The 25695-nt window shown below is 74.3% G+C and carries 18 protein-coding genes and 1 tRNA gene; 3 read left to right on the top strand and 16 right to left on the bottom strand.

Going from position 1 to position 25695, the window contains the following annotated elements; genetic code table 11:
• Window positions 1-11: 11 nt before the first annotated feature.
• From proB to GCU56_RS20550, 10 genes are all read right to left on the bottom strand, one after another.
• Complete coding sequence (proB, locus tag GCU56_RS20595; protein WP_163483795.1) at window positions 12-1148, bottom strand: glutamate 5-kinase; 1137 nt, start codon at window positions 1146-1148, stop codon at window positions 12-14.
• Window positions 1145-2629: a GTPase ObgE gene (obgE, locus tag GCU56_RS20590; RefSeq protein ID WP_163483793.1), complete on the bottom strand. Its 1485-nt coding sequence runs from the start codon at window positions 2627-2629 to the stop codon at window positions 1145-1147. Before obgE ends, proB begins: the two co-directional genes overlap by 4 nt.
• A 144-nt stretch (window positions 2630-2773) precedes the next feature.
• Window positions 2774-3031, bottom strand: a complete 258-nt coding sequence (rpmA, locus tag GCU56_RS20585) for a 50S ribosomal protein L27 (protein WP_163483792.1) — start codon at window positions 3029-3031, stop codon at window positions 2774-2776.
• A gap of 7 nt (window positions 3032-3038) precedes the next feature.
• Complete coding sequence (rplU, locus tag GCU56_RS20580) at window positions 3039-3350, bottom strand: 50S ribosomal protein L21 (protein WP_163483791.1); 312 nt, start codon at window positions 3348-3350, stop codon at window positions 3039-3041.
• A gap of 228 nt (window positions 3351-3578) precedes the next feature.
• Window positions 3579-6761, bottom strand: a complete 3183-nt coding sequence (locus GCU56_RS20575) for an Rne/Rng family ribonuclease (RefSeq protein ID WP_345771976.1) — start codon at window positions 6759-6761, stop codon at window positions 3579-3581.
• A 271-nt stretch (window positions 6762-7032) separates the two neighbouring features.
• The gene (locus tag GCU56_RS20570; protein ID WP_163483790.1) at window positions 7033-7800 is read right to left on the bottom strand and encodes a TIGR03936 family radical SAM-associated protein; all 768 of its coding nucleotides are present in this window, start codon (window positions 7798-7800) and stop codon (window positions 7033-7035) included.
• Window positions 7800-9722, bottom strand: a complete 1923-nt coding sequence (locus GCU56_RS20565) for a TIGR03960 family B12-binding radical SAM protein (RefSeq protein ID WP_163483789.1) — start codon at window positions 9720-9722, stop codon at window positions 7800-7802. The genes GCU56_RS20570 and GCU56_RS20565 overlap by 1 nt, the downstream gene beginning before the upstream one ends.
• 116 nt (window positions 9723-9838) lie before the next feature.
• Window positions 9839-10249, bottom strand: coding sequence for a nucleoside-diphosphate kinase (gene ndk, locus GCU56_RS20560; protein WP_163483788.1), 411 nt, complete (start codon window positions 10247-10249; stop codon window positions 9839-9841).
• An 11-nt stretch (window positions 10250-10260) separates the two neighbouring features.
• The gene (locus GCU56_RS20555; protein WP_163483787.1) at window positions 10261-10668 is read right to left on the bottom strand and encodes a DUF4233 domain-containing protein; all 408 of its coding nucleotides are present in this window, start codon (window positions 10666-10668) and stop codon (window positions 10261-10263) included.
• Entirely contained in the window at window positions 10665-12041 is a 1377-nt protein-coding gene (locus tag GCU56_RS20550) for a bifunctional folylpolyglutamate synthase/dihydrofolate synthase (RefSeq protein ID WP_163483786.1), read from the bottom strand. The genes GCU56_RS20555 and GCU56_RS20550 overlap by 4 nt, the downstream gene beginning before the upstream one ends.
• Before the next feature lie 42 nt (window positions 12042-12083).
• Here GCU56_RS20550 and valS point away from each other — a divergent pair, with 42 nt between their 5' ends.
• Together valS and GCU56_RS25385 are read left to right on the top strand one after the other, a co-directional pair.
• Complete coding sequence (gene valS / locus GCU56_RS20545; protein ID WP_163483784.1) at window positions 12084-14672, top strand: valine--tRNA ligase; 2589 nt, start codon at window positions 12084-12086, stop codon at window positions 14670-14672.
• Between the two features lie 159 nt (window positions 14673-14831).
• Window positions 14832-15749 (top strand): DUF559 domain-containing protein, encoded by a 918-nt coding sequence (locus GCU56_RS25385; RefSeq protein WP_163483782.1) that lies wholly within the window; start codon window positions 14832-14834, stop codon window positions 15747-15749.
• Between the two features lie 112 nt (window positions 15750-15861).
• Here the strand turns inward: GCU56_RS25385 and clpX are convergent, their stop codons facing one another.
• The 6 genes from clpX to GCU56_RS20510 form a co-directional block, all read right to left on the bottom strand.
• Window positions 15862-17133: an ATP-dependent Clp protease ATP-binding subunit ClpX gene (clpX, locus tag GCU56_RS20535; RefSeq protein WP_163483780.1), complete on the bottom strand. Its 1272-nt coding sequence runs from the start codon at window positions 17131-17133 to the stop codon at window positions 15862-15864.
• 276 nt (window positions 17134-17409) lie between these two features.
• Window positions 17410-18039 carry an ATP-dependent Clp protease proteolytic subunit gene (locus tag GCU56_RS20530; protein WP_163483778.1) on the bottom strand — a complete coding sequence of 210 codons (630 nt, stop codon included), beginning with the start codon at window positions 18037-18039 and terminating at the stop codon, window positions 17410-17412.
• 19 nt (window positions 18040-18058) lie between these two features.
• The gene (locus GCU56_RS20525) at window positions 18059-18694 is read right to left on the bottom strand and encodes an ATP-dependent Clp protease proteolytic subunit (RefSeq protein WP_440588756.1); all 636 of its coding nucleotides are present in this window, start codon (window positions 18692-18694) and stop codon (window positions 18059-18061) included.
• A gap of 281 nt (window positions 18695-18975) precedes the next feature.
• Window positions 18976-20502, bottom strand: coding sequence for a trigger factor (tig, locus tag GCU56_RS20520; protein ID WP_163483776.1), 1527 nt, complete (start codon window positions 20500-20502; stop codon window positions 18976-18978).
• A 96-nt stretch (window positions 20503-20598) separates the two neighbouring features.
• A tRNA-Pro gene (locus tag GCU56_RS20515) sits at window positions 20599-20672 on the bottom strand.
• A gap of 132 nt (window positions 20673-20804) precedes the next feature.
• Window positions 20805-22115, bottom strand: coding sequence for a glycosyltransferase (locus tag GCU56_RS20510; protein ID WP_163483774.1), 1311 nt, complete (start codon window positions 22113-22115; stop codon window positions 20805-20807).
• A gap of 166 nt (window positions 22116-22281) precedes the next feature.
• On the opposite strand from GCU56_RS20510, the gene GCU56_RS20505 reads away from it, so the two are divergent.
• Complete coding sequence (locus GCU56_RS20505) at window positions 22282-25686, top strand: BTAD domain-containing putative transcriptional regulator (protein WP_163483772.1); 3405 nt, start codon at window positions 22282-22284, stop codon at window positions 25684-25686.
• Window positions 25687-25695: the final 9 nt, after the last annotated feature.

The raw sequence follows: 25695 nt of genomic DNA, 5'->3' as shown, positions 1-25695 counted from the left end.
CCGGCAGTCTCTCAGCCGGGGGGTGCGGCCCTGACCGGCCGGGGGCCGACCAGCACCATCTCGTCGCGGTGCACCACCTCGCGGCGGTACTCCGGGTCGAGCTCACCGGTCTTGCGGCCGAACAGCGCCGGCAGCTCGCGGGCGTCGTAGGCGACCAGGCCGCGGGCGACGACGGCGCCGTCCGGGCCGACCAGCTCCACCGGGTCGTCGGCGAGGAAGTCCCCGGTCGCCCCGACGACCCCGGCGGCCAGCAGCGAGGCGCCCCGCTCCCGCACCGCGCGGACCGCGCCCTCGTCGAGCAGGACCGACCCGCGCGGCCGGCTGGCGTAGCGCAGCCAGAACTGGCGGGCGCCGGGACGCCGCCCGGCGACGGCGAACAGCGTGCCCACCCGCTCCCCCGCGAGCGCGGCGCCGACCTGGGCCGTGGACGTCACCACGACGGGCACCCCGGCGTGCGCGGCGATCATCGCCGCCTCCACCTTGGTCGCCATGCCGCCGGTGCCCACCCCGTTGCGGCTGGCCGAGCCGAGGGTGACCGCGGCCAGGTCGGCCGGGCTCGTGACGGTGTCGATCAGCTGGGCCGGGCCCGAGCGGGGGTCCCCGTCGTACACGCCGTCGACGTCGGAGAGCAGCAGCAGCGCGTCGGCCTGGGCGACGTGCGCGACCAGCGCCGCGAGCCGGTCGTTGTCGCCGAAGCGGATCTCCTCGGTGGCGACGGTGTCGTTCTCGTTCACGATCGGCAGCACGCCGAGGGCCAGCAGCCGCTCGACGGTCCGGTGGGCGTTGCGGTAGTGGCTGCGCCGGGTGAGGTCGTCGGCGGTGAGCAGCACCTGGCCGACCGTCACCCCGTGCCGGGCGAAGGCGTCGGCGTAGGTCTGCACCAGCCGCAGCTGCCCCACGCTCGCCGCGGCCTGGGCGGTGGCCAGGTCACGCGGACGGCCGTCGATGCCCAGCGGGGCCAGCCCGGCGGCGATCGCGCCGGAGGACACCAGCACGACCTCGCGGCCGGCCGTCCGCTGGGCACCGAGGACGTCGACCAGCGCGGACAGCCGCGTCTCGTCCAGCCCGCCGGGCAGGGTGGTCAGCGAGGACGAGCCGACCTTGACCACGACCCGGCGGGCGCCGGCGATCTCCGGTCGGGTGCTCACGTCGCGTCGTCCGGCAGGTCCTCGTCGTCCCACGTCTCGGACAGCTCGTAGGGCACCCGGCGGAGCTTCTTGGCGGCCAGCCGCTCCTCGGCGCGCACCCGGTGCGGGGCGTCGATGCGGGAGTCGGTGCCGCGGCCGCCGAGGCCGGCGGACTCCTCGGCGGTGAGGGTGCCGGCCGGCAGGGTCGGCACCCAGTCGAACTGGACGTCGCCGATGGTCACCGCGTCACCCTCGCGGGCGCCGGCCTTCGCCAGCTCCTCCTCCACACCCAGCCGGTTGAGCCGGTCGGCGAGGAAGCCCACGGCCTCGTCGTTGGTGAAGTCGGTCTGGCGCACCCAGCGCTCGGGCTTGACGCCGCGGACCACGAAGGCCTCGTCGTCCTCGGGGTCGCGGGTGACGGTGAAGCCGTTGTCGTCGACCGCCCGCGGGGTGAGGGTGATCCGCGCCGGCTCCGGCTCGGGCAGGGCCGCGCGGTGCGCCTCGACGGCGGCCGCCAGGGCGAAGCCCAGTTCCCTGAGCCCCTCCCCCGTCGCCGCGCTGATCGGGAACACCTGCAGGCCCCGCTCCTCGAGCGTGCCGCGGACCAGGTCGACCAGCTCGCGGGCGTCCGGGACGTCGATCTTGTTGAGGACGGCGATCTGCAGTCGCCCGACCAGGTCGATCTCCTCGCCGCTGTACTCGGCGAGCTCGTACTCGAGGGCCTCGACGTCGCTCTCCGGGTCGCGCCCGGGCTCCATCGTCGCCATGTCGACCACGTGCACCAGGACGGCGCAGCGCTCGATGTGGCGGAGGAACTCCAGCCCCAGGCCCTTGCCGACGGACGCGCCGGGGATCAGCCCCGGCACGTCGGCCATCGTGTAGGAGGTGTCGCCGGAGCGGACCACGCCGAGGTTGGGCACGAGGGTGGTGAACGGGTAGTCGGCGATCTTGGGCCGGGCCGCGGACATCGCCGCGATCAGCGAGGACTTCCCGGCCGAGGGGAAACCGACCAGGCCGACGTCGGCGATGCTCTTGAGCTCGATGACGGCGTCGAACGCCTCGCCGGGCTCGCCGAGCAGCGCGAAGCCGGGCGCCTTGCGCCGGGCGTTGGCCAGCGCGGCGTTGCCCAGCCCGCCCCGGCCCCCGGAGGCGAGGACGACGCGGGTGCCGGCACCGACGAGGTCGGCGATGACCCGGCCGTCGGGGGTGCTCACCACGGTGCCGGCGGGCACGCGCAGGACGCGGTCCTCACCGCGGGCGCCGTGCCGGTTGCTGCCCTCGCCCGGGCGGCCGTTGCCGGCCTTCTGGTGCGGGCGGTGGTGGAAGTCCAGCAGCGTGTGCACGCTCGGGTCGACCTCGAGGACGACGTCGCCCCCGTTGCCGCCGTTGCCGCCGTCGGGACCGCCGAGCGGCTTGAACTTCTCGCGGTGCACCGACGAGACACCGTGCCCGCCGTTGCCCGCGGCCACGTGCACGATCACGCGATCGACGAAAGCGGCCATGTCCGCCGCCCCCTACCTGGTTGTCCAGCGCCACGAGCGCACGGGCCGTCGGCCCGTGCGCTCGTCAGCACGCATGTGGTGGTCGGCCCCGCTGCAGGGTCCCGCCCCGAGCTCGCGAGGGGTGGGGGGCAGCGGGGTCCTTCTTCAGGCCTCGACGGCCGAGATGGAGATGGTCCTGCGACCGCGCCGGGTGCCGAAGGTCACCGCGCCGGGGGCGAGCGCGAACAGCGTGTCGTCGCTGCCGCGGCCGACGCCCAGGCCCGGGTGGAAGTGGGTGCCGCGCTGGCGGACGATGATCTCGCCGGCCTTCACGACCTGGCCACCGAAGCGCTTGACGCCGAGGCGCTGGGCGTTCGAGTCGCGGCCGTTGCGGGAGGACGAGGCGCCCTTCTTGTGTGCCATGTCGTCGTCAGCCCTTCGTGATGTCGCGGACCACGACGTCGGTCAGGGGCTGACGGTGCCCCTGCCGCTTGTGGTAGCCGGTCTTGTTCTTGAACTTGTGGATGCGGATCTTCGGGCCCTTGCCGTGGCCGACGATCTCGCCGGTCACGGTCACGCCGGCCAGGGCCTGCGCGTCGCTGGTGACGGTGTCCCCGTCGACCAGGAGCAGGGCCGGGAGGGTGACGGAGTCGCCCGCCGCACCCACGAGACGGTTGACCGTGAACCGGTCGCCCACGGCCACCTTGTGCTGCCGGCCACCGGCCTTCACGACTGCGTACACCACTGACTCCTCGATCGCTGCTTCATGTCCTGCGCGCACCCCGGCGGCGGGCGCCGGGTGCTGGACGGGCTGCCCGCCTCCCGGACGGCACCCGGAGGCGCCCCGCCCTGGGCGGTGCAACCCGACCAGCGTACCCGAGCCGCCGCAACGGGGTCGACCCGGTCGAAGGACCCCCTGCCCCCACCGCTCGAACGCTCGCGGCGGGACCCAGCAGGGGGCCTCAGGGGCTCACGAGGCCGGCGGGCCGGCCGGGCGACTGGCAGCGCGGCGACGGCGCGGCCGGGTGACGGCGGCGCCCGGCGGGTCGCCCGCCGGGCCCGGGTCGGCGGGGCCGGCCGGCAGGCCCACGTCGCCACTGCCGTCGACGGGGACCTCCCGGCGCTCGGGCTCGGGCGCGGGGACGACGGCCGCCGGCGTCGGCGGGTCAACGAGCTGCACCTGCGGAGCGACCTCCACCGGCCCGGGCTCGGGGGCCACGTCGGGCACCACGGCGTCGGGCTGGTCCGGCTCCTGGACGGCCGTCGTGCCGTCGTCCCCGGGGGCGCTCGTCGCGGACCCGTCGGTTCCCGGCTCGGCGGCCTCCTGCTCCGTCGTCGCGACCGCGGGGGTCTCCGGCTCGACGCTCGCCGGCTCGGCAGTTGCCGGCTCGGCGGTCCCTGGCTCGGCGGGTGCCGGCTCGGTCGCTCCAGGCGGGGCCGGGACGTCGTCGGTGAGCCCGAGCACGGCGGCGTCCTCGGCGGCCCGCTCCTCGCCCGCCTGGCTGCGGTTGCGACGGCCACGGCTGCGCCGGCCGCCGGAGCGCGTCGGCTCGGCCTCGCCGTCCGGGGCGCCCGCTGCGGGCGCCTCGGCGCCGGCCGGGCTCGGCTCGGTGACGTCGGTGGCGACGGCGTCCTTCGGCGCGTCGTTCCGGGACCGCTCCGACCGGTTCTGCTCGGACCGGTTCGGGTCGCGCCGGCCGTTGCCGCCGGCGGGAACGGCCGGCGGAGCCGGCGGGGAGCCGTTGCCGCCCCCGCGACGCCGCTCGTCGACCGGGTCGGTGTGCACGAGCACCCCGCGGCCGCGGCAGTGCTCGCACGGCTCGGAGAAGACCTCGAGCAGCCCCTGACCCACGCGCTTGCGGGTCATCTGCACCAGCCCCAGCGAGGTCACCTCGGCGACCTGGTGCTTGGTGCGGTCGCGGCCCAGGCACTCGGTGAGCCGCCGCAGCACCAGGTCGCGGTTGCTCTCCAGGACCATGTCGATGAAGTCGATGACGATGATGCCGCCGATGTCGCGCAACCGGAGCTGGCGGACGATCTCCTCCGCGGCCTCCATGTTGTTGCGCGTGACCGTCTGCTCGAGGTTGCCGCCGGACCCGACGAACTTGCCGGTGTTGACGTCGACGACGGTCATCGCCTCGGTGCGGTCGATCACCAGCGAGCCACCCGAGGGCAGCCAGACCTTGCGGTCCAGCGCCTTCATCAGCTGCTCGTCGATGCGCAGGTCGTGGAAGACGTCGCCCTCGCCGGTGAAGCGGGTCAGCCGCCCGGTCAGCTCCGGGGAGACGTGCGCGACGTAGGCCTCGACGGTGTCCCAGGCGTCGTCGCCCTGGACGACGAGGTCCTTGAAGTCCTCGTTGAAGACGTCGCGGATCACCCGGATCGCGAGGTCGGGCTCGCCGTAGAGCAGCGTCGGCGCGCTCGACGTCGTCTCGGCCTTCTTGGAGATCACGTCCCACTGCGCCTGCAGCCGCGCGACGTCGCGGGTGAGCTCCTCCTCCGAGGCGCCCTCCGCGGCGGTCCGGATGATCACGCCGGCGTCCTCGGGGACGATCTTCTTGAGGACGTCCTTGAGCCGCTGGCGCTCGGTGTCGGGCAGCTTGCGGCTGATCCCGGTCATCGAGCCGCCGGGCACGTAGACCAGGAAGCGGCCGGGCAGGTTGATCTGCTGGGTCAGCCGGGCGCCCTTGTGGCCGATCGGGTCCTTGGTCACCTGCACCAGGACCTTGTCGCCGGACTTCATCGCGGTCTCGATCGAGCGCTGCTTGCCCGAGAGACCGGCGGCGTCCCAGTTGACCTCACCGGCGTAGAGGACGGCGTTGCGGCCCTTGCCGATGTCGACGAACGCGGCCTCCATGCTGGGCAGCACGTTCTGCACCCGGCCGAGGTACACGTTCCCGGCGAAGGACGTCGCCTGCGCCTGGGTCACGTAGTGCTCGACCAGCACGTCGTCCTCGAGGACGGCGATCTGCGTCCGCTCGCCGCGCTGACGGATGACCATCTTCCGGTCGACCGCCTCGCGGCGGGCGAGGAACTCCGACTCGGTGAGGATCGGCGCGCGCCGCCGGCCGCTGTCCCGCCCGTCCCGGCGGCGCTGCCGCTTGGCCTCCAGCCGGGTGGACCCGGCGACCCCGCGGACGTCGTCGTCGCTCGTGGTGCGGCCGTTGCGGCCGGCCCGCTCCGGGCGGTCGTCGTCGGCCTCGGCGGGGACGTCGGCGCTGTCGCTGCCGCCCCGGCGACGCCGGCGGCGGCGGCGCCTCGTGCTCGAGCCGCCCTCGCCCTCCTCGCCCTCGGCCGAGTCCTCGCCGGCCTCGGCGTCGTCCTCGTCGGGCTCCTCGGTGCCGGTGTCCTCGTCCTCGTCGGACTCCTCGGCGTCGTCGGCGTCCTCGTCCGCGGAGTCCTCACCGCTGCGCCCGCGGCCCCGGCCGCGGCGGCCACGGCGGCGGCGCCGGCTGCCCCCGGCGCCCTCGTCGCGGTCCTCGGCGTCGGCGTCCACGTCGGTGGTGTCGGTGGTGTCGTCCTCGTCGGTGTCGGCGTCCACCTCCTCGACGGCGGTGGTGGCGACGGGCTCGTCGCCGCCGGACCGGCGGCGGGAGCGACCACGCCGGGAGCGCGGCGCCGGGGTCTCCTCGTCGAGGTCCTCGGCCGACGCCTCGTCGGCCTCGTCGACGACGGGTGACTCCGCCACCGGTCGCCGGCTCCGGCGCCGCGGCGCCGGGGGGGCCTCGGCCTCGGCGGGCGCGACGAAGCTGACGAACGCCGGCACCGCCGGCGCCGTGGGCGCGGGGGGTTCGTAGGCATCCGGGTCGGCCGTCGCGGCCGGGCGGGTGGCGCGGCGGCGCGGCCGGGCGATGACCGCGGTGGGCTCCGGGGAGCTGAACTGGGCGCCGAACGGGGAGACCGGGAGGTCGTCGGGCTCCAGCTCCGGTTCGGGCGCGGGCGCGGGCTCCGGCTCCGGCTCCGACTCGGGCTCGGCGAGGGCGGTCGGCTCGGCGGGGGCCGCACCGCCGTCCGCGGGCTCGGCGCCCTCGGGCTCGACCGGCGGGATCGTCGGGTCGAGCCCGTCGTCGGCCGGGCCCAAGCCGGCCACGGGGGTGATCTCCCCGGCCGCGGGGCGGGTGGTGATGGTGTCGTCGTCGGTCTGGTCGGCCACGAGGGCTCGCCTCCTGTGTGGTGCTCCCGGGCGCCGATCGGTTCGACTGGCGGCCGCGCAGGAGCACGGGTTGGGCGGGTCGGGCGGTCGCGCCGGTGGACCGACGGCTGGAGTCCGACTCGCGAAGTCTGTGGTCCGGCTACCGGATGCTGCGTTGCCGCGGCCGGGAGCCGGTGTGCGGTGGTGCGGTGGAGCAGGTCTGCGGTGGTGCTCGGGTGCGTCACGTCTGGCAGTCGTGCCGCTCGACGTCGCGAGGCCCCGGCCCCACCGGTCAGACCGTCGCGCGCTCCCCCTGGCAGCGGGCACGCGCCGCACGATCCGGTCCGAGCGGGTCGGCCACGGTTCCGCTGTCGTCGAGCCGGCCCTGCGCCTCACGCACGGCCCGTGGGGGCAACGGCGGGCGCAGGTCGGCGACGGCAGTCAGAGCAGCCAACACGTCGTCGGGTCGAACGGAGGGCGTCACCTGCCGGACGACCACGGTCAGTATGGCACAACCTGCTGTCCCACCCGCCGACGCGCTGGCCACGGCGGCGCGCGCGTCGATGTCCCGCGGGCCGTTCTTCGTGCGCTTGGCCACGGTGACCTCGGCGCGGGCCAGGAGGGCCTCGACGGCGGCGCCGAGGTCGGCCGGCTCCACGCCCGGCAGCTCCACCCGCCAGGTCGCCGCGTCGATCCGGTCGGCCAGCGAGCCCCCGCCCTCGGCCGCCTCGACGCACTCGACGACGTCGATGCCGGGCGGCAGCGCGGCGTCCAGGGCCGCCCGCACGGCGTCGGGGTCGCGCGCCTGCGCCAGGCCGATCTCGACGTACTCGGCCTCGCTGGCCGCGCCGGTGGGCGCCGCCCCGACGTAGGAGATCTTCGGGTGCGGGCTGAACCCCGCCGAGAAGGCCATCGGCACCTGGGCCCGCCGCAGCGCCCGCTCCAGTGCCCGGGCCAGGTCCCGGTGCGAGGCGAAGCGGAGCGGGCCGCGCTTGGTGTAGCGCAGCCGCAGCTTCTGCACCGTGGGCGGCGGGGGCGGGCCCTCGGGCTGGCGGGCCATCAGACGACGGTCAGGGGCAGCAGGCTGCGCCCGGTCGGCCCGATCTGGATCTCGGTGCCGTTGGTCGGGCAGACGCCGCAGTCGTAGCAGGGGGTCCATCGGCAGTCGGCGACCTCCTCCTCGGAGAGGGCCTCCTGCCAGTCGTCCCAGAGCCACTCCTTGTCGAGGCCGGAGTCCAGGTGGTCCCAGGGCAGGACCTCGTCCTGGGTGCGCTCGCGGGTGGTGAACCAGTCGAGGTCGACGCCGAGGGGCGGGAGCTCCTGCGCCGCGGCCGCCGTCCAGCGCTCGTAGGAGAAGTGCTCGCTCCAGCCGTCGAACCGGCCGCCCTCGCGCCAGACCCGCTCGATGACCCGGCCGACGCGGCGGTCACCGCGGGAGAGCAGACCCTCGACCACGCCGGGCTTGCCGTCGTGGTAGCGCAGCCCGATGGACCGGCCGATGCGGCGGTCGGCGTTGATCGCCTGGCGGAGCACCCGCAGGCGGTGGTCGATGGTCTCCGCGCTGGCCTGGGCCGCCCACTGGAACGGGGTGTGCGGCTTGGGCACGAACCCGCCGATCGAGACGGTGCACCGGACGTCCTTGGACCCGCTGGCCTCCCGGCCGGCGCGGATGACGTCGACGGCCAGCTCGGCGATCTCCAGCACGTCCTCGTCGGTCTCGGTGGGCAGACCGCACATGAAGTAGAGCTTCACCTGGCGCCAGCCGTTGGCGTAGGCGGTGGTGACGGTGCGGACCAGGTCGTCCTTGGAGACGGTCTTGTTGATGACCCGGCGGATCCGCTCGCTGCCGCCCTCGGGGGCGAAGGTCAGGCCACTGCGCCGCCCGTTGCGGGACAGCTCGTTGGCGAGGGTGACGTTGAAGGCGTCGACCCGGGTGCTGGGCAGGCTCAGGCCGGTGTTGGTGCCCTCGTAGCGGTCGGCGAGCTCGGTGGCCAGCTGGCCGATCTCGGAGTGGTCGGCCGACGACAGCGAGAGCAGCCCGACCTCCTCGTAGCCGGTCGCCTTGAGCCCCGCGTCGACCATGGAGCCGATGCCGGTGATCGTCCGCTCGCGCACCGGCCGGGTGATCATCCCGGCCTGGCAGAAGCGGCAGCCGCGGGTGCAGCCGCGGAAGATCTCCACGCTCATCCGCTCGTGCACGCTCTCGGCCAGCGGCACCAGTGGCTGCTTGGGGTAGGGCCACTCGTCGAGGTCCATGACGGTGCGCTTCCCGACCCGGGCCGGGACGTCGTCGCGGCTGCGGGTGACCGCCGCGATGGCGCCGTCCGGGCGGTAGGAGACCGCGTAGAACCGCGGCACGTAGACGCCGTCCACCCGCGCGAGGCGGGCCAGCAGCTCGACGCGCCCACCGGGCCGGCCCTGCTGCTTCCACGCCTTGACGACGTCGGTGACGTCCCCGACGACCTGCTCGCCGTCCCCGAGGACGGCGCAGTCGACGAAGTCGGCGATCGGCTCGGGGTTGAACGCGGCGTGCCCGCCGGCGACCACCACCGGGTGCGACTCGTCGCGGTCGGCGGCGTGCAGCGGCACACCGGCGAGGTCGAGCGCCTCGAGCAGGTTGGTGTAGCCCAGCTCGGTGGCGAAGCTGACGCCGAGCAGGTCGAAGTCCCGGACCGCCCGGTGCGAGTCCACGGTGAACTGCCCGACGCCGGCCTCCCGCATGAGCGCGGCGAGGTCCGGCCACACGGCGTAGGTGCGCTCGGCCAGGGCGTCGGGGCGCTCGTTGAGCACCTCGTACAGGATCATCAGGCCCTGGTTGGGCAGCCCGACCTCGTAGGCGTCGGGGTACATCAGCGCCCAGTGGACGGCGACGTCCTCCCACGCCTTGACCTGCGCGTTCAGCTCACCGCCGACGTACTGGATCGGCTTCTGCACCTGCGCGAGAAGTGGTTCGAGGCGGGGGTAGAGAGTCTCACCAGTCATGACCGGTCCAGGGTAGCCGCCTCCCCCGGCGGCCGAACGGCCCGCGTGGTCGGCCGCCTCGCAGGGTCCCGCCGCGAGCCCGCGAGCCCGCGAGTGGCGGGCGAGGTGGCCCTCTCTCAGGACAGGTCGGGGAAGAACAGGCCGATCTCGCGGGCGGCGGACTCGTCGGAGTCCGAGCCGTGCACGATGTTGTTCTGCACCTCGAGGGCGAAGTCGCCGCGGATGGTGCCCGGAGCGGCCTTCACCGGGTCGGTGGCGCCGGCCATCGCGCGGAACGCCTCGACCGCGCGCGGACCCTCCACGACCAGCGCCAGCAGCGGACCGCCGGTGATGAACTCGACCAGCGAGCCGAAGAACGGCCGCTCGCGGTGCTCGCCGTAGTGGGTCTCGGCGACCTCGCGGGTCAGGGTGCGCAGCTCGGCGGCGACCAGGCGCAGGCCCTTGGCCTCCAGCCGAGAGATCACCTCGCCGACCAGGCCGCGGGCGACACCGTCGGGCTTGACGAGGACCAGGGTGCGATCAGTCACGGGGCCGGAGCCTACGGGGTGCCCTCCCCCGCGGCTCCCGGCCCGTCCGGTGGGGTGGGCCGGGGGTCGCGGAACGGCGTCCCGAGCAGCTCCTTGCGGATCTGCAGCAGGTACAGCCAGATCAGCACGAAGGCACCCGCGACGAACCACATGACGCTGTTGAACAGCCCGGTGAGCAGCAGCGGCACCTGCAGCACGGTGCCGGCCAGCACCCCGCCGGGACGGCGCTGCACCCCCGCGGCGAGGACGAGGACGACGGCCAGCACGAGCAGCGCGGTCAGCCGACCGCCGGACAGGCCGTCCCCGCTCTGCGCGATGCCCCGCGGGACGAACAGCACGGCGATGCCCTCGAGCGCCAGCACCCCGGCGGCCGCCCCGCGCAGCGCCCGGGCGGCGCGGACCGGGTCCGGGGCGGTCATGCGGTCCGGCCACCCATGAGGGCGCGGGCCTCCCCGGCGGTGATGACGCTGCCGGTGACCAGCACGCCCGAACCGCCCAGCGCGTCGTCCGGCCCGGCCTCGGCCAGCTCCATCGCCGACTCCAGCGCCTCGGTCAGCAGCGGGTGCACGCTCACCCGGTCGGCGCCGAAGACGTCGACCGCGAGGGCGCCCAGCTCGTCGGCGGGCAGCGCGCGGTCGGAGGTGTTCTGGGTGACCACCAGCTCGGCGCAGATCTCCTCGAGCGCCTCGAGGATGCCGCCGACGTCCTTGCCGCTGACGACGCCGACCACCCCGATCAGCCGGGTGAAGTCGAAGGACTCCCGGATCGCCTCGACCGTGGCCGCCATGCCCGCCGGGTTGTGCGCGGCGTCGACGAGGACGGTCGGCGAGGTGCGCACGCGCTCGAGCCGGCCCGGCGAGCGGACGGCGGCGAACGCGGCGCGGACGGTCTCCTGCTCGATCGGCCCGGTCGCCGCACCCGCGCCGAGGAACGCCTCGACGGCGGCCAGCGCGGTGGCGGCGTTCTGCGCCTGGTGGGCGCCGAACAGCGGCAGGAAGACCTCGTCGTACTCACCGCCGAGGCCCTGCAGCCGGACCTGCTGCCCGCCGACGGCCACCTTCCGCTCCAGGACGCCGAACTCCGTCCCCTCCCGGGCCACCACGGCGTCCACCTCGACGGCGCGGCGCACGAGGACGTCCATCGCGCCGGGCTGCTGGGTGGCCAGCACCGCGATCGAGTCGGCCTTGATGATCCCGGCCTTCTCCCCCGCGATCGTCGGGACGTCGTGGCCCAGGTACTCGGCGTGGTCCATCGCGACGGGGGTGACGACGGCGACCCGGGCCTCGGCCACGTTGGTGGCGTCCCAGGTGCCGCCCATGCCGACCTCGATGACGGCGACGTCCACCGGGGCGTCGGCGAAGGTGGCGTAGGCCATCCCGACCATGACCTCGAAGAACGACATCGGGTGCTCGCCGGCCGCGTCGACCATCTGGACGTAGGGCGCGATGTCGTCGTAGGTCTCGACGAACCGCTCCGCGCTCACCGGCTCGCCGTCGAGGACGATCCGCTCGCGCATCGTCTGCAGGTGCGGGCTGGTGAACCGCCCGACCCGCAGGCCGAAGCCACGCAGCAGCTCGTCGATCATCCGGGCGGTCGTCGTCTTGCCGTTGGTGCCGGCGACCTGGACCACCGGCATGGCGCGGTGCGGGGAACCGAGCAGGTCCACGAGGGCGGAGATGCGGCTGAGCGAGGGCTCCAGCCGGTTCTCGGGCCACCGCGCGAGCAGGGCGTTCTCGACACGGGCCAGCTCGGGGTGCTCGGGTGTCCGCCCGTGGGGACCGGTGCTGCTCATCCTGCTCAGGATGCCAGCCGCCGGGTTCCTAGGATGAGGGACATGGCTCCCCACACCGCGACCCCGGACACCACCGCCCCGGGAGCGTCGGTGGGCGTACCGGAGAAGCCCACGCTGGACGGCCTCGAGGCCAAGTGGGTCGCCCGCTGGGCGGCCGACGACACGTACGCCTTCGACCGGACGGCGGCCCTCGCCGCCCCGCGGGAGCAGACCTGGTCGATCGACACCCCGCCGCCGACGGCCAGCGGCTCCCTGCACGTGGGGCACGTGTTCAGCTACACCCACACCGACATCGTCGCCCGCTACCAGCGGATGCGCGGCAAGCACGTCTTCTACCCGATGGGCTGGGACGACAACGGCCTGCCCACCGAGCGCCGGGTGCAGAACTACTACGGCGTCCGCTGCGACCCCTCGCTGTCCTACGAGGAGGGCTTCGAGCCCCCGGCCAAGCCGGGCAAGGACCAGCAGCCGGTCTCCCGGCGCAACTTCGTCGAGCTGTGCGAGCGGCTCACCGCCGAGGACGAGCTGGCCTTCGAGCAGCTGTGGCGCCGGGTCGGGCTGTCGGTGGACTGGTCCAACGTCTACCGGACCATCTCCGACAGCTCCCGGGCCGCCGCGCAGCGGATGTTCCTGCACAACCTGGCCCGCGGGGAGGCCTACGCCCAGGAGGCGCCGACCCTCTGGGACGTCACCTTCCGCACCGCCGTCGCCCAGGCCGAGCTCGAGGACCGCGAGCGCCCCGGCGCCTACCACCGGATCTCCTTCGCCGGCCCGGCCGGCCCGGTCTCCATCGAGACCACCCGCCCGGAGCTGCTGCCGGCGTGCGTCGCGCTGGTCGCCCACCCCGATGACGAGCGCTACCAGCCGCTGTTCGGGACGACGGTGCGGACGCCGGTGTTCGGCGTCGAGGTGCCCGTGGTCGCCCACCGCCTCGCCGAGCCGGACAAGGGCTCGGGCATCGCGATGATCTGCACCTTCGGCGACCTCAACGACGTCACGTGGTGGCGGGAGCTGCAGCTGCCGACCCGGGCGATCGTCGGCTGGGACGGCCGGCTGCTGCCCGACGCCCCGCCCGGCGTCCCGGCCGAGCAGTACGCCGAGCTCGCCGGCAAGACGGTGTTCAGCGCCCAGCAGCGGATGGTCGAGCTGCTCCGGGAGTCCGGGGACCTCGAGGGCGAGCCGAAGGCCATCACCCACCCGGTGAAGTTCTACGAGAAGGGCGAGCGCCCGCTCGAGATCGTCACCACGCGCCAGTGGTACATCCGCAACGGCGGCCGGGACGCCGACCTGCGCGACGCCCTGGTCGCCCGCGGCCAGGAGATCCAGTGGGTGCCCGAGCACATGCGATACCGGTACGAGAACTGGGTCGAGGGCCTCAACGGTGACTGGCTGATCAGCCGTCAGCGCTTCTTCGGGGTGCCGTTCCCGGTCTGGTACGCCCTCGACGGCGAGGGCGAGCCGGACTGGTCGGCGCCGCTGCTCGCCCCCGAGTCGGCGCTGCCGGTCGACCCGTCGTCCGACGTGCCCGCCGGGTACACCGAGGACCAGCGCGGCGTGCCCGGCGGGTTCATGGCCGACCCCGACGTCATGGACACCTGGGCGACCTCGTCCCTCTCGCCGCAGGTGGCCTCGGGGTGGGACACCGACCCGGAGCTGTTCGCGCACGTGTTCCCGATGGACCAGCGGCCACAGGCGCACGACATCATCCGCACCTGGCTGTTCTCGACGGTGGTCCGGTCGCACTTCGAGTTCGGTGCGGTGCCGTGGACGCATGCGACCATCTCGGGCTTCGTCGTCGACCCCGACCGCAAGAAGATGTCCAAGTCCAAGGGCAACGTCGTCACGCCGATCGACGTGCTCGAGCGCTTCGGCACCGACGCGGTGCGCTGGCGGGCGGCCGGGGCGCGGCCGGGGGCGGACTCGCCGTTCGACGAGGCGCAGATGAAGGTCGGCCGGCGGCTGGCCATCAAGCTGCTCAACGTCGGCAAGTTCGTGCTGGGGCTCGGCGCCTCGGCCGGGCTCGGGGCCGACCAGGTCAGCGAGCCGATCGACCTCGGCCTGCTGACCGCGCTGGCCGGCGTGGTCGACGAGGCGACGGCGGCGATGGAGGCGTTCAACTACACCCGGGCGCTGGAGGTCGCCGAGGCGTTCTTCTGGTCGTTCTGCGACGACTACGTGGAGCTGGTGAAGTCCCGTGCGTACGGCTCGGACGACGCCGCCCGGTCGGCCCAGGCGGCGCTGGCGGTCGCGCTCTCGGTGCAGCTGCGACTGTTCGCCCCGGTGCTGCCGTTCGTCACCGAGGAGGTCTGGTCCTGGTGGCAGGAGGGCTCGGTGCACCGCGCCCCGTGGCCGGCCGCCACGGACCTGCCCGCCGGTGGGGACCCGGCGGTGGTCACCGTCGCGGCGGCGGCGCTGGCCGGGGTGCGCAAGGCCAAGTCCGACGCCAAGCAGTCGATGCGGGCCGACGTCGAGTCGGCGACCGTGACCGCGCCGGCCGGGCAGGTGCCACTGGTGGAGGCCGCCCGCCGGGACCTCGCGGAGGCCGGCCGGATCGCCCTCCTCACGGTCGTCCCCGGCGAGGGCCCGCTGACCGTCGACGTCGTCCTCGCCGAGGCACCTGCGCAGGCCTGACCGCTCTCCCGCCACGCGGCGGTGGTGTGCGGTCGTGGTGCGTTCTCCGACGCAGGTCGCGCCCCGACCGCACATCACCCGACGATCCACAGGTCGTCGGCGCATCCACAGGCGTCGTGGCGGGGTCTCCCGCGGAGGCGCCGCGGTCCACCGTGGTGCGTGACCCGTGATCTCGCACCCCTCCTCGGGCCCGACGGCGTCGCCCGGATCGCCGACCTCGCCGGCTCCGTGGACCGGCACACGATCGGTCGTGCGGTCTCCGCCGGTCGGCTCCTGCGTCCGCACCGGGGCGTGGTGGCCCTCCCCGAGTGCTGGGACGACTGGCGCACCCGGGCGCTCGCCGCGGCCCTGGCCACCGACGGCACCCTGAGCCACACCACGGCGCTGGCGGTGTGGCGGGTCCTCGACCACGAGGGGCCGGTGCACGTCTCCGTCCCGGCCGGCCGTCGTGCCCTCGAGGGCCGCGGCCTCGTGGTGCACCGGGTGCGCGACCTGGTCGCCGACCGTCTCGGTCCGTTCGCGGTGACCCTGCTCCCCCGCTCGCTCGTCGACAGCTGGGGTGTCGCCCACGGACGAGGTGGCGCCGCACGTGCCGTGGAGCGTGCCCGGGGGGCTGTCATCGACACGCTCCGGGATCGGCGGGTGACCGTCGCCCAGGTGAGCGCCGAGGAGACCCGCCGCCCGGCCCTGCCCGGACGCCGACAGCTGCGCCGGCTGGTCCGCCTGGTCGAGCAGGGGTGCCAGAGCGAGCTGGAGATCTGGGGCGTGCAGGAGGTCCTCCGCGGCCCGGGCCTGCCGCGATTCAGCCACCAGCACCGGGTGGTCCTGCCGTCCGGCACGGTGTACCTGGACGCTGCCGTCCCGGAGCTGAGGGTGGCGGTGGAGCTCGACGGGGCGGCGTTCCACGGCAGCGCCGCGGCGCGCGAGCGGGACACCCGCCGGGACGTCGCACTGGCCGCCCTGGGATGGGTGGTCCTGCGGTTCAGCTACCGCCGGCTGACCCGCGAACCGGACGCCTGCCGGCGCGAGATCCTGCAGGTCTGCCGCGCCCGGCGCGCGCTGCTCCCAGGGACGTGATGTGCGCCAACGGCGCACATCGGCTCCCACGCGCGCCGTGAGTGCACATCACCGGCGGACGAACGACGAGCGGCCCGCCTCCTGGGGGGGCGGGCCGCTGGTCAGCGGGTGGTCAGGCCGACTTCTCGCGGGGGGCGCGGGTCGGCTTGCGGGGCACGATCGTCGGGTTGACGTGCTCCAGCACGACCTCCTTGGTGACCACCACGGAGGCGACGTCCTCGCGGCTGGGGATGTCGTACATCACCGACTGGAGCACCTCCTCCATGATCGCCCGGAGCCCGCGGGCGCCGGTGCCACGCAGGATGGCCTGGTCGGCGATCGCCTCGAGCGCGTCGTCGGTGAACTCCAGCTCCACCCCGTCGAGCTCGAACAGCCGCCGGTACTGGCGCACCAGGGCGTTCTTCGGCTCGGTGAGGATGCTGATCAGCGCCTCGCGGTCGAGCTTCTGCACGCTGGTGATCACCGGGAGCCGGCCGATGAACTCGGGGATCATGCCGAACTTCAGCAGGTCCTCGGGCATGACCTCGGCGAAGGCGTTGGCCTCGGCGATCTCGGCCTTGCCGCGGATCTCGGCGCCGAAGCCGATGCCCTGCTTGCCGGTACGGGCCTCGATGACCTTCTCCAGCCCGGCGAAGGCACCGCCCACGATGAACAGCACGTTCGTCGTGTCGATCTGGATGAACTCCTGGTGCGGGTGCTTGCGGCCGCCCTGCGGGGGAACCGACGCCGTCGTCCCCTCGAGGATCTTCAGCAGCGCCTGCTGCACGCCCTCACCGGAGACGTCGCGGGTGATCGACGGGTTCTCGCTCTTGCGGGCGATCTTGTCGACCTCGTCGATGTAGATGATGCCGGTCTCGGCCCGCTTGACGTCGTAGTCGGCGGCCTGGATCAGCTTGAGCAGGATGTTCTCGACGTCCTCACCGACGTAGCCGGCCTCGGTGAGGGCGGTCGCGTCGGCGATGGCGAAGGGCACGTTGAGCATCCGCGCCAGCGTCTGGGCCAGGTGGGTCTTGCCGCACCCGGTGGGCCCCATCAGCAGGATGTTGGACTTGGCCAGCTCGACGGAGTCGTCCCGCCCGCCGGCGCCGCCGGCCTGCACGCGCTTGTAGTGGTTGTAGACCGCGACCGAGAGCGTCCGCTTGGCCTTGTCCTGGCCGATGACGTACTGCTCGAGGAAGTCGTGGATCTCCTTCGGCTTCGGCAGCTCGTCGAACTTGAGGTCCGACGACTCGGAGAGCTCTTCCTCGATGATCTCGTTGCAGAGGTCGATGCACTCGTCGCAGATGTAGACCCCGGGGCCAGCGATGAGCTTCTTGACCTGCTTCTGGCTCTTCCCGCAGAACGAGCACTTGAGCAAGTCACCGCTCTCACCGATTCGTGCCACCTGCTGACCTCCACCTCGGGGAATCAGGCCCTGGGACCAGGTACCTGCGTGTGAAATTGAGCCGATGTCCCGTGCACGGCCCCGCACTCCGCGAGACTCTCCTCCCAGCGCTGTCGGCCGGGGATCGGGCGCTCGACGACGGTACCTGTCGACACCGATGTCGGAGGGCGGTGACTCGCCCGGCCTGGTCGCTGCCGAACCCCATGCGTCCCGCGTCCACCGAACGGTACGGGTCGAGGCCGCGACACGCGCGTCCCCGGCCCGTACCGATCGCCATCAGGGAGTCGGCAGCGCGTTCAGCTTCCGGCTCTGGATGACCTGGTCCACGATCCCGTAGGCCTTGCACTCCTCGGCCGTCAGGATCTTGTCCCGCTCGATGTCGGTGCGGACCTGCTCGAGGGTCTGGCCGGTGTGCCGCGCCAGGATCTCCTCCATCTGCGCCCGCACCCGCTGGATCTCCGCGGCGTGGATCTCCAGGTCCGACACCTGGCCGCCGGACTCACCCGACGGCTGGTGGATCAGCACCCGGGAGTACGGCAGCGCCAGCCGCTTGCCCGGCGTCCCGGCCGCGAGCAGGACGGCGGCAGCGGAGGCCGCCTGGCCCATGCAGACGGTCTGGATGTCGGGACGGACGAACATCATCGTGTCGTAGATGGCCATCAGCGAGGTGAACGAGCCACCGGGCGAGTTGATGTAGATCGTGATGTCGCGGTCGGGGTCGGCGGACTCCAGCGTGATCAGCTGGGCCATCACGTCGTTGGCCGAGGCGTCGTCGATCTGCACCCCGAGGAAGATGATCCGCTCCTCGAAGAGCTTGTTGTACGGGTTGGACTCCTTCATGCCGTAGCTCGTGCGCTCCACGAAGGAGGGCAGGATGTACCGGCTGGAGGGCATCTGGAAGCTCATCGTCGTTTCCTCCGTGCCGTCAGTTGTCGGTGACCGGGTTGGTGCTGTCGGTCATGGCGGCCTTGCTCACCACGTGGTCGACGAAGCCGTACTCCAGGGCCTCGGCCGCAGTGAACCAGCGGTCGCGGTCGGAGTCCTTCTCGATCTGCTCGACGCTCTGGCCGGTGTGGAAGGACTGCAGCTCGTTGAGCTCGCGCTTCGTCCGGCGGAAGAGGTCGGCCTGGATGGCGATGTCCGACGCGGTGCCGCCGACGCCGGCCGAGGGCTGGTGCATCATGATCCGCGCGTGCGGCAGGGCGTAGCGCTTGCCCTTGGTGCCGGCGGTGAGCAGGAACTGGCCCATCGAGGCGGCCAGGCCCATGCCGTAGGTCGCGACGTCGCAGTCGATGAACTGCATCGTGTCGTAGATGGCCATGCCGGCCGTGACCGAGCCACCGGGCGAGTTGATGTAGAGGTGGATGTCCTGCTTCGGGTCCTCGGCGGACAGGAGAAGCATCTGGGCGGCCAGCTGGTTGGCGATCACGTCGTCGACCTGGCTGCCGAGGAAGATGATGCGCTCGCGCAGCAGGCGCTCGTAGACCGAGTCGTTGAGGTTCATCCCCCCGGCTGCGGCACGCATGAGAGGCGCGCTCGCCGGGTTCGGGTTGGTGCTCACGGGTGCGGTGACCTCCGTAGGACTGATCGGTGCAGTCGGTCTCGGTGGACGGGCTGGTGGTGCGGGCCCGGGGTGGAGCGCGGTGTCCCCGGTGGGCTCCTGGGTCTGCGTCGACACTAACGCGCGGTCGCGGGGAGGCAGTCCCGGCGCGGGGGGTGTTCGCCGTGGGCGCAGCGGCGCCCGGCGAGGAGGCGCTGAGACGGGCGACGCCGTCCCGCCCCGGGGCTCCGGGGTGGGACGGCGTCGGTCCGCGGCACGGCCCCCTCTGCAGGGGTCCTCTCTCAGCCCTTGGCGACGTCCTCGTCGACCGCGGCCTCGGACCCGGTCACCACGGCGGCGGGCGCCTCGGCGGCGGCGGTCGTGGCGTCGGTCGTGGCCTCGGCGTCGCTCCCGGCCACGGCCGGGGCGTCGGCGTCGTCGTCCACGGCCGGGGCGTCGGCGTCCTCGGCCGGTGCGTCGGCGGCGTCGGCGGTCGGCCCCGGCACGGTCTTCGGGCGCAGGGCCTCGAGGTCGACGACGTTGCCGGAGGCGTCGGTGATCGTGGTCTGCTCGAGCAGCTGGGCGAGGGTCTTGGTGCGGCGGACGTCGGCGACGAACTCGGCGATGTTGCCGCCCTGCTGCAGCTGCTGGGCGTACTGCTCCGGGCTCATCCGGCTGCGCTGGGCCTGCGCCATGATCTGCGCCGAGAGGTCCTCGTTGTCGACGGCGACCTCACGCTCGTCGGCGATCGCGTCCAGGATGAACTGGGTGCGGACCGCCTCCTCGATGTTCTTGCGCTGGTCGGCGTCGTGCGCGTCCTTGTCCTCGATGCCGGCCATCGAGAGGTAGCTGTCCCAGTCCATGCCGGCCTGCTGCAGCTCGCGGCTCATGGCCTGCTCGCGGAACTGCATCTCGCGCTCGACGAGGTTCTCCGGGATCGGCACCTCGACGGCCTCGAGCAGGTGCTCGACCAGCTTGTCGCGGGCCTGGGCACCCTGCTGCAGCACCTTGGTGCGGGCCAGGCGGGTGCGGACGTCCTCGCGGAGCTCCTCGAGGGTGTCGAACTCGCTGGCGGTCTGGGCGAACTCGTCGTCGAGCTCGGGCAGCTCCTTGGTCTTCACCGAGCGCACGGTGACGGTGACCTCGGCCTCGCGGCCGGCGTCCGGGCCCTGCAGCAGCGCGGTCGTGAAGGTGGCCGAGCCGTCGGCGGACAGCCCGCGGACGGCGTCGTCGAGGCCCGCCATGAGGCTGCCGGTGCCGACCTCGTAGGACATGCCGGTGGTCGAGCCGTCCTCGAGGACCTGGCCGTCCAGGGTGGCCTCGAGGTCGATGGAGACGAAGTCGCCGTCCTCGGCGGGCCGCTCGACGCCGGTGAGCATGCCGAAGCGCTCGCGCATCACCGTGATCTGCGCGTCGATCTCCTCGTCGGTGACCTCGACGTCGTCGACGGTCACGGCCAGGCCGTCCAGCGCCGGCACCTCGACCTTGGGGGCGACGTCGACCTCGGCGGTGAAGGCGAGGGTGTCGTTGTCGTCGAGGCGGGTGACCTCGATGTCGGGCTGACCCAGGACGCGGACCTGGTTCTCCCGCACGACCTCGGAGTAGACCTCCGGGATGGCGTGCTGGACGACCTGCTCGAGCACGACGGGGCGGCCGATGCGCTGGTCGAGCACCCGGTTGGGCACCTTGCCGGGGCGGAAGCCAGGCACGCGGACCTGCTTGCCCAGCTCCTTGTAGACCTCACCGAAGGCGTGGTCCAGGTCCCCCCACGGCACCTCGATCGCCATCCGGACCCGTGTGGGGCCCAGTTCCTCGATGGTGCTCTTCACAGCGGCAGTGCTCCTCGATCGAAAGACGGTGTGGACGCCGGGGTCGGTCGGACGGCGCCGGGTCGACCCACGAGTCTAGAGACGTCGTGGGACCGGTCGGGGTGGCGGGATTTGAACCCACGGCCCCCCGCTCCCAAAGCGGGTGCGCTACCAAGCTGCGCCACACCCCGTGGCGGACCGAGTCTAGTGACAGGACCTCCCTGCCCCCCAACCGCTCGCAGGCTCGCGGCCGGGACCCTGCAGGGAGGCCGCCAGACGCGAGCGCGCCGGCCGTGGTCCGGCCGGCGCACCCGGGACGCCGATCACCCCACCGTCCGGCGGGACGCCGCGACCTCCAGGACGACCTCGGCGGCACGGGCGGCGCCGTCGTGCCGGGCGTAGGCGGCCTCCAGCTCGCGGGCCCGCTCCCGGTAGCGCGGCCCGTCCAGCACCGCCGTCACGCCGTCCCGGACCTGCTCCGGGGAGGGGGTGTCGGTGCGCAGCGCCACCCCGGCGCCGGCCCAGGTCACCCGCGCGGAGACCTCCGCCTTGTCCTCGGTCAGCCCGGCGACGACCAGCGGGACGCCGTGGGCCAGGGCCATCTGGACGCCGCCGTACCCGCCGTTGGTGACCATGACGTCGACCAGCGGGAGCAGCCGGTCGAAGGGGATGAACGGGGTGAGGCGCAGGTTGGCCGGCCGGTCGTCGGCCGGCAGGACCGCGTCGGCGTCGTACCCGATGGCGGTGGCGACGACGAGGGCGTCGGACCCGGCCAGGCCCTCGACGGCGGGCAGCACGAGGTTGTGCGGGTCGGTGGCCAGGGTGCCCTGGGTGACCAGCACGACCGGGCGACCGGCGGCCCGGGCGGCGAGGACGTCGTCCCACCAGGCCGGCGGGTCGAAGGCGTCGATGCCGGCGGGCAGCATCGGGCCGACGAACTCCACCGTGGCCGGCAGGTCGCGGCGCGGGTACTCGAACTCCGGGACGCTCGGGCAGAGGTAGCGGTCGGCGATCTGCGCGCCCCAGTCCATGAAGTAGCCGGGCAGCGGCGGGAGGCCGAGGCGGATCCGGACCTGCTCGGCAGCGCGCTGGCACTCGGCGAACACGACGCTGCGCAGCATCCAGTTCAGCGAGCGGTTCCGCAGCCGGCCCAGCGGCGAGGACGAGGGCAGCAGGCCGGTGCCGAAGGGCGCGGTGTCGACGCTGGACAGGCCCAGCGGGGAGACCGAGAAGACGACGCTGGGGATGCCGCGGCGCTCCGCCGCGATCGGGCCGGCCATGAAGCCCTGCTCGGCGACGACCACGTCGGGCCGGAACTCGTCGATCACCGCGTCGAGCTCGGCCACCCAGCCGGGGATCGGCCCGATGAAGACCTCGAGGATCGCCCACTTGAGCGTCTGCAGGCCGGGCTTGCGGCCGCTGCGGTTGGCCCGGGTGTCCATCTCGGCGTCGTCGAAGTCGAGGTCGGCGCCCATCGGGAAGACCCGCGCGCCGGCCCGTTCGCTGAGCGCCGCGTACTTGGCGCCGCTGTACCAGGCGACCTCGTGGCCGGCGTCGGCCAGCTGCCGGGCCATCGGCAGCCCGGGGCGCAGGTGGCCGGCCATCGGCATGGTGGTGAACAGGATGCGGGACATGGCGTCCTCCTCGGGCTGGGCTCCCGCACCGGGTGGGCGGGACGACGGGAGAACCGTGCGCCGGGCCGCTTGACGGTGACTCGACGCGGCGCGACGCTTCCCCCGCCTCGGCCGGTCGTCCGCTGGACGTCCGCTGAACGCGCAGGTCGGACCGCCGGAGGTGGGCGTGGAGTACGGGGTGCTCGGCGCCGTCGAGGTCCGCTCCTCGCCCGGCGGAGCGCCGCTGGAGCTGGGCAGTCCGCTGCAGCGCGTGCTGCTGGGGCTGCTGCTCAGCGAGGCCGGCCGGGCGGTGTCCAGCGACCGGGTCGTCGACGAGCTCTGGGGTGGGTCGCCGCCGGCCGACCCCGACGGCTCGGTGCAGACCTACGTCTCCCGGCTGCGGCGGCTGCTGGGCGCGGGGACCCTGGAGCGCACGCCGACCGGCTACCGGCTGGACGTCTCCCCCGCCGACGTCGACGCCGACCGCTTCACCGGCCGGGCCTCCGCGGCTGCCGCTGCGCTCGCCTCGGGGGACGCGTCGTCGGCGTTGCGGCTGGCGGACGAGGCACTGGGCCTGTGGCGCGGGCCGGTGGCGCTGGAGGACGCCGGCGACCGCCCCTTCGCCGTCGCCGTCCGCGGCCGGCTCGAGGCGCTGCGGGACGCCTGCCGGGAGGACCGGGTGGCGGCGCTGCTCGCGCTGGGCCGCACCGGGGAGGCCGTCGCCGAGGGCGAGGCGCTCGTGGCCCAGCACCCGCTGCGCGAGGGCGGGTGGGTGCTGCTGCTCGACGCCCTCGCCGCGGCCGGCCGCTCCGCCGACGCCCTGGCGCGCTACGCGCAGGTGCACCGGCTGCTCGACGACGAGCTGGGCGTCGAGCCCGGTCCGGCGCTGCGGAGCGCCCAGGCCCGCGTGCTGCGCGGCGAGCACCCGGCCGGCCCCCACCCGGCGCACGTCCCCGAGCCCGGGCCGGTCTCCGAGCCGGGGCCGATCTCCGAGCCGGGGCCGGTCTCCGAGCCGGGGCTGGTCTCCGAGCCGGGGCTGGTCGGGCGGGCGGCGGAACTGGCGCGGCTGCGGGACGTCCTGGCCGGCCTGCCGCGGTCGGGGCCCCGGTTCGTGCTCGTCGAGGGCGAGGCGGGCATCGGCAAGACCCGGCTGGTCACCGAGGCGGTGACCGCCGGCGCCGGAGCGCACGTCGCTTGGGGCCGGTGCCACGAGGACGACGACGCCCCCGCCCTGTGGCCGTGGCAACAGGTCGTCTCGTCGCTGTCGGGGCGCCCCGATCCGCTCAGCGACGGGGAGGCGGGGGCCTTCGCCGCGTTCGAGCGGGTGCTGCGGTCGCTGGTCGCGGCGTCGTCCGAGGGCCGGGTGGTCGTCGTCCTCGACGACGTGCACTGGGCCGATCCGGCGTCCCTGCGGTTGCTGTCCTTCCTCGCGGTGGAGCTGCGGCACGGGCCGATCGCGGTGCTGGCCACCTGCCGCTCGGGCGTGCTCGACGAGGGGCTGGCCCGGGTGCGGGCGACGCTGGTGCGCACGCCCGGCTTCCTCGGGCTGGAGCTCGGTCCGCTGGACGCCACGGGCACCGGGGCGCTGGTACGCGCGGCCGTCGACTCCCCGCTGGAAGAGGCGACCCTGGCCGACCTGCACGCCCGGTCGGGCGGCAACCCGTTCTTCGCCACCGAGCTGGCCCGCTCGCTGACGGCGTCCGGAACCGGAACGCTGCCGGCGGGCGTGCGGGCGGTTCTGGACCGCCGGCTGGCCGGGCTGCCCGACGGCGCACGGGCGGCGCTGCGGCTGGCGGCGGTCGCCGGGCAGCGCTTCGACGTGGCGCTCCTGCAGCGCGCGGCCGGGAGCGGCGACGAGGAGCTGCTCGACGCCCTGGACGCGGCGCAGGCGGTGGGGCTGGTCCGCCGGGAGGGTCCCGGCCGGCTGGGCTTCGCCCACGCGCTGGTCCGGGAGGCGTTGCTGGCCGAGACGCCGGAGCTGCGGCGGGCCCGGCTGCACGCCCGGCTGGCGGACGCGCTGCCCGGTACCGCCGACCCGTTCGTGCGGGCGCACCACCTCGTCTCCGGGCGGCCCGTCACGGATGCCGACGCCACCGTGGCCGCGTGCGCCGCCGCGGCCACGCAGGCCTCGCGGGACCACGCGCACGAGAGCGCGGCCCGGTGGTGGGAGCGCGCGCTCGAGGTGCTCGACGACGACGCGGGCACCGGATCCCCGGAGCTCCGGCAGGACCTGCTGCTGCGGGCGGGCACGACGCTGGGCCGGACCGGGGCGTGGGCCGCCGCGCAGCGGTTGCTCGTCGAGGCGATCGACTCGGCCCTCGTCCGCGGGGACACCGCCACGGCCGCCACCGCGGCCGGGCAGCTCGGGGGGATCGGCGGGCTGTGGTTCCCGGTCGCGTACGGCACCTATCCCGAGCAGCTGGTCGGCCGGCTGGAGTCCCTGCTCGCCTCCACCGCGGACGGCGACGCCGCGGCCCGCGTGCCGACCCTGGCGGCGCTCGCCATGGTCAGTCACTACGGCCCCGACCGGGAACGCGGCAGTCGCGAGGCCGCCCGGGCGGTGGCGGCGGCCCGCCGGTCGGGGCGGTCCGATCTGCTAGCCACGGCGCTGCAGGCGCAGCTGGCCGCGGCCTGGTTGCCCGGTCGGGAGCCGGAGCTGATCGCCTGCGCGGACGAGCTGCTCGGCGCGGCCGCCGGCGCACCGGGGCTCGAGGTGCTCGCCCTGACCCGCCGGGCCGTGGCCCGGCTGGCTCTGGGCGACGTCGACGGGGACGCCGACGACCGGGAGCGGGCGTGGGAGCTGGTGCAGGAGCACGAGATGCCCCTGGTGGAGGCGCAGCTGGTGGCGATGCAGGCGGCGCGGGCGATGCTCGTCGGCTCGCTGGACGTCGCGATGGAGCTCGTCGACCGGTCCGCCGCGCTGAACCAGCGGACGCAGCTCTACGCCCAGTCCTGGCAGGACCTGGTGATGCGGGCCTTCATCTGGGTCGACCAGGGCTGCCTGCCCGAGCGGCTGGCCGAGACGGCGCCTGATCCGGCCGAGACCGGCGGCGGGGGTGGCTCGGTGCTGATCTCCGCGGTGGCGGCCCTCCAGGCCGGGCAGCCCGAGGTCGCCGCGGCGGCCATGGCGGCGGAGGACGGCTTTCGGACCCTGCCGATGCAGTGGGACTGGCTCTCGCTCACCTGCTGGCAGGCGCAGATCGCCGCCGACCTGGCGGCTCCTCCGCGGGTGGGCCTGGACCCGGCCGTGCCGGCGGCGATCGCCGACCGGCTGCTGCCCTTCGCCGACCACCTGGCCGTGCAGGGCGGCATCGGCGCGCTGGGCCCGGTGGGCGTCTACCTGGGCCGCGCCGAGGCCGCGGCCGGCCGGACGACGGCGGCCGAGGGTCACCTGCGCGCGGCGGTCGCCGTGGCGGAGCGGCACGGCTTCCTGCCGGCGCTGGCGCGGGGGCGGCTGGCACTGGCGGAGCTGCTCGCCGCACGCGGGGAACAGGTGGAGGCGGCACGGGAGGCGGCCGCGGCGCGGACGATCGCGGCGGGGGTGGGGATGACGCTGGTGGAGCGGGCGGCCACGCGCCTCGGCGAGGGCTGAGACCGCAGC

Origin of the sequence: Geodermatophilus sabuli, from assembly GCF_010686765.1 — a bacterium.
Classification (GTDB): Bacteria; Actinomycetota; Actinomycetes; order Mycobacteriales; family Geodermatophilaceae; genus Geodermatophilus; species Geodermatophilus sabuli_A.
The sequence above is the reverse complement of the archived record's forward strand: the minus strand, read 5'-3'. Positions and strand labels throughout refer to the sequence as shown.

What these genes read in the sequence shown, in the direction of transcription:
- GCU56_RS20555 (WP_163483787.1), bottom strand. Translation starts at nt 10,668, where the DNA reads ATGACCGCCCCGGACCCGGTCCGCGCCGCCCGGGCGCTGCGCGGGGCG.
- obgE (WP_163483793.1), bottom strand. Translation starts at nt 2,629, where the DNA reads ATGGCCGCTTTCGTCGATCGCGTGATCGTGCACGTGGCCGCGGGCAAC.
- GCU56_RS20550 (WP_163483786.1), bottom strand. Translation starts at nt 12,041, where the DNA reads ATGAGCAGCACCGGTCCCCACGGGCGGACACCCGAGCACCCCGAGCTG.
- GCU56_RS20530 (WP_163483778.1), bottom strand. Translation starts at nt 18,039, where the DNA reads ATGAGCTTCCAGATGCCCTCCAGCCGGTACATCCTGCCCTCCTTCGTG.
- GCU56_RS20570 (WP_163483790.1), bottom strand. Translation starts at nt 7,800, where the DNA reads ATGGCCCGCCAGCCCGAGGGCCCGCCCCCGCCGCCCACGGTGCAGAAG.
- GCU56_RS20565 (WP_163483789.1), bottom strand. Translation starts at nt 9,722, where the DNA reads ATGACTGGTGAGACTCTCTACCCCCGCCTCGAACCACTTCTCGCGCAG.
- GCU56_RS20510 (WP_163483774.1), bottom strand. Translation starts at nt 22,115, where the DNA reads ATGTCCCGCATCCTGTTCACCACCATGCCGATGGCCGGCCACCTGCGC.
- valS (WP_163483784.1), top strand. Translation starts at nt 12,084, where the DNA reads ATGGCTCCCCACACCGCGACCCCGGACACCACCGCCCCGGGAGCGTCG.
- rpmA (WP_163483792.1), bottom strand. Translation starts at nt 3,031, where the DNA reads ATGGCACACAAGAAGGGCGCCTCGTCCTCCCGCAACGGCCGCGACTCG.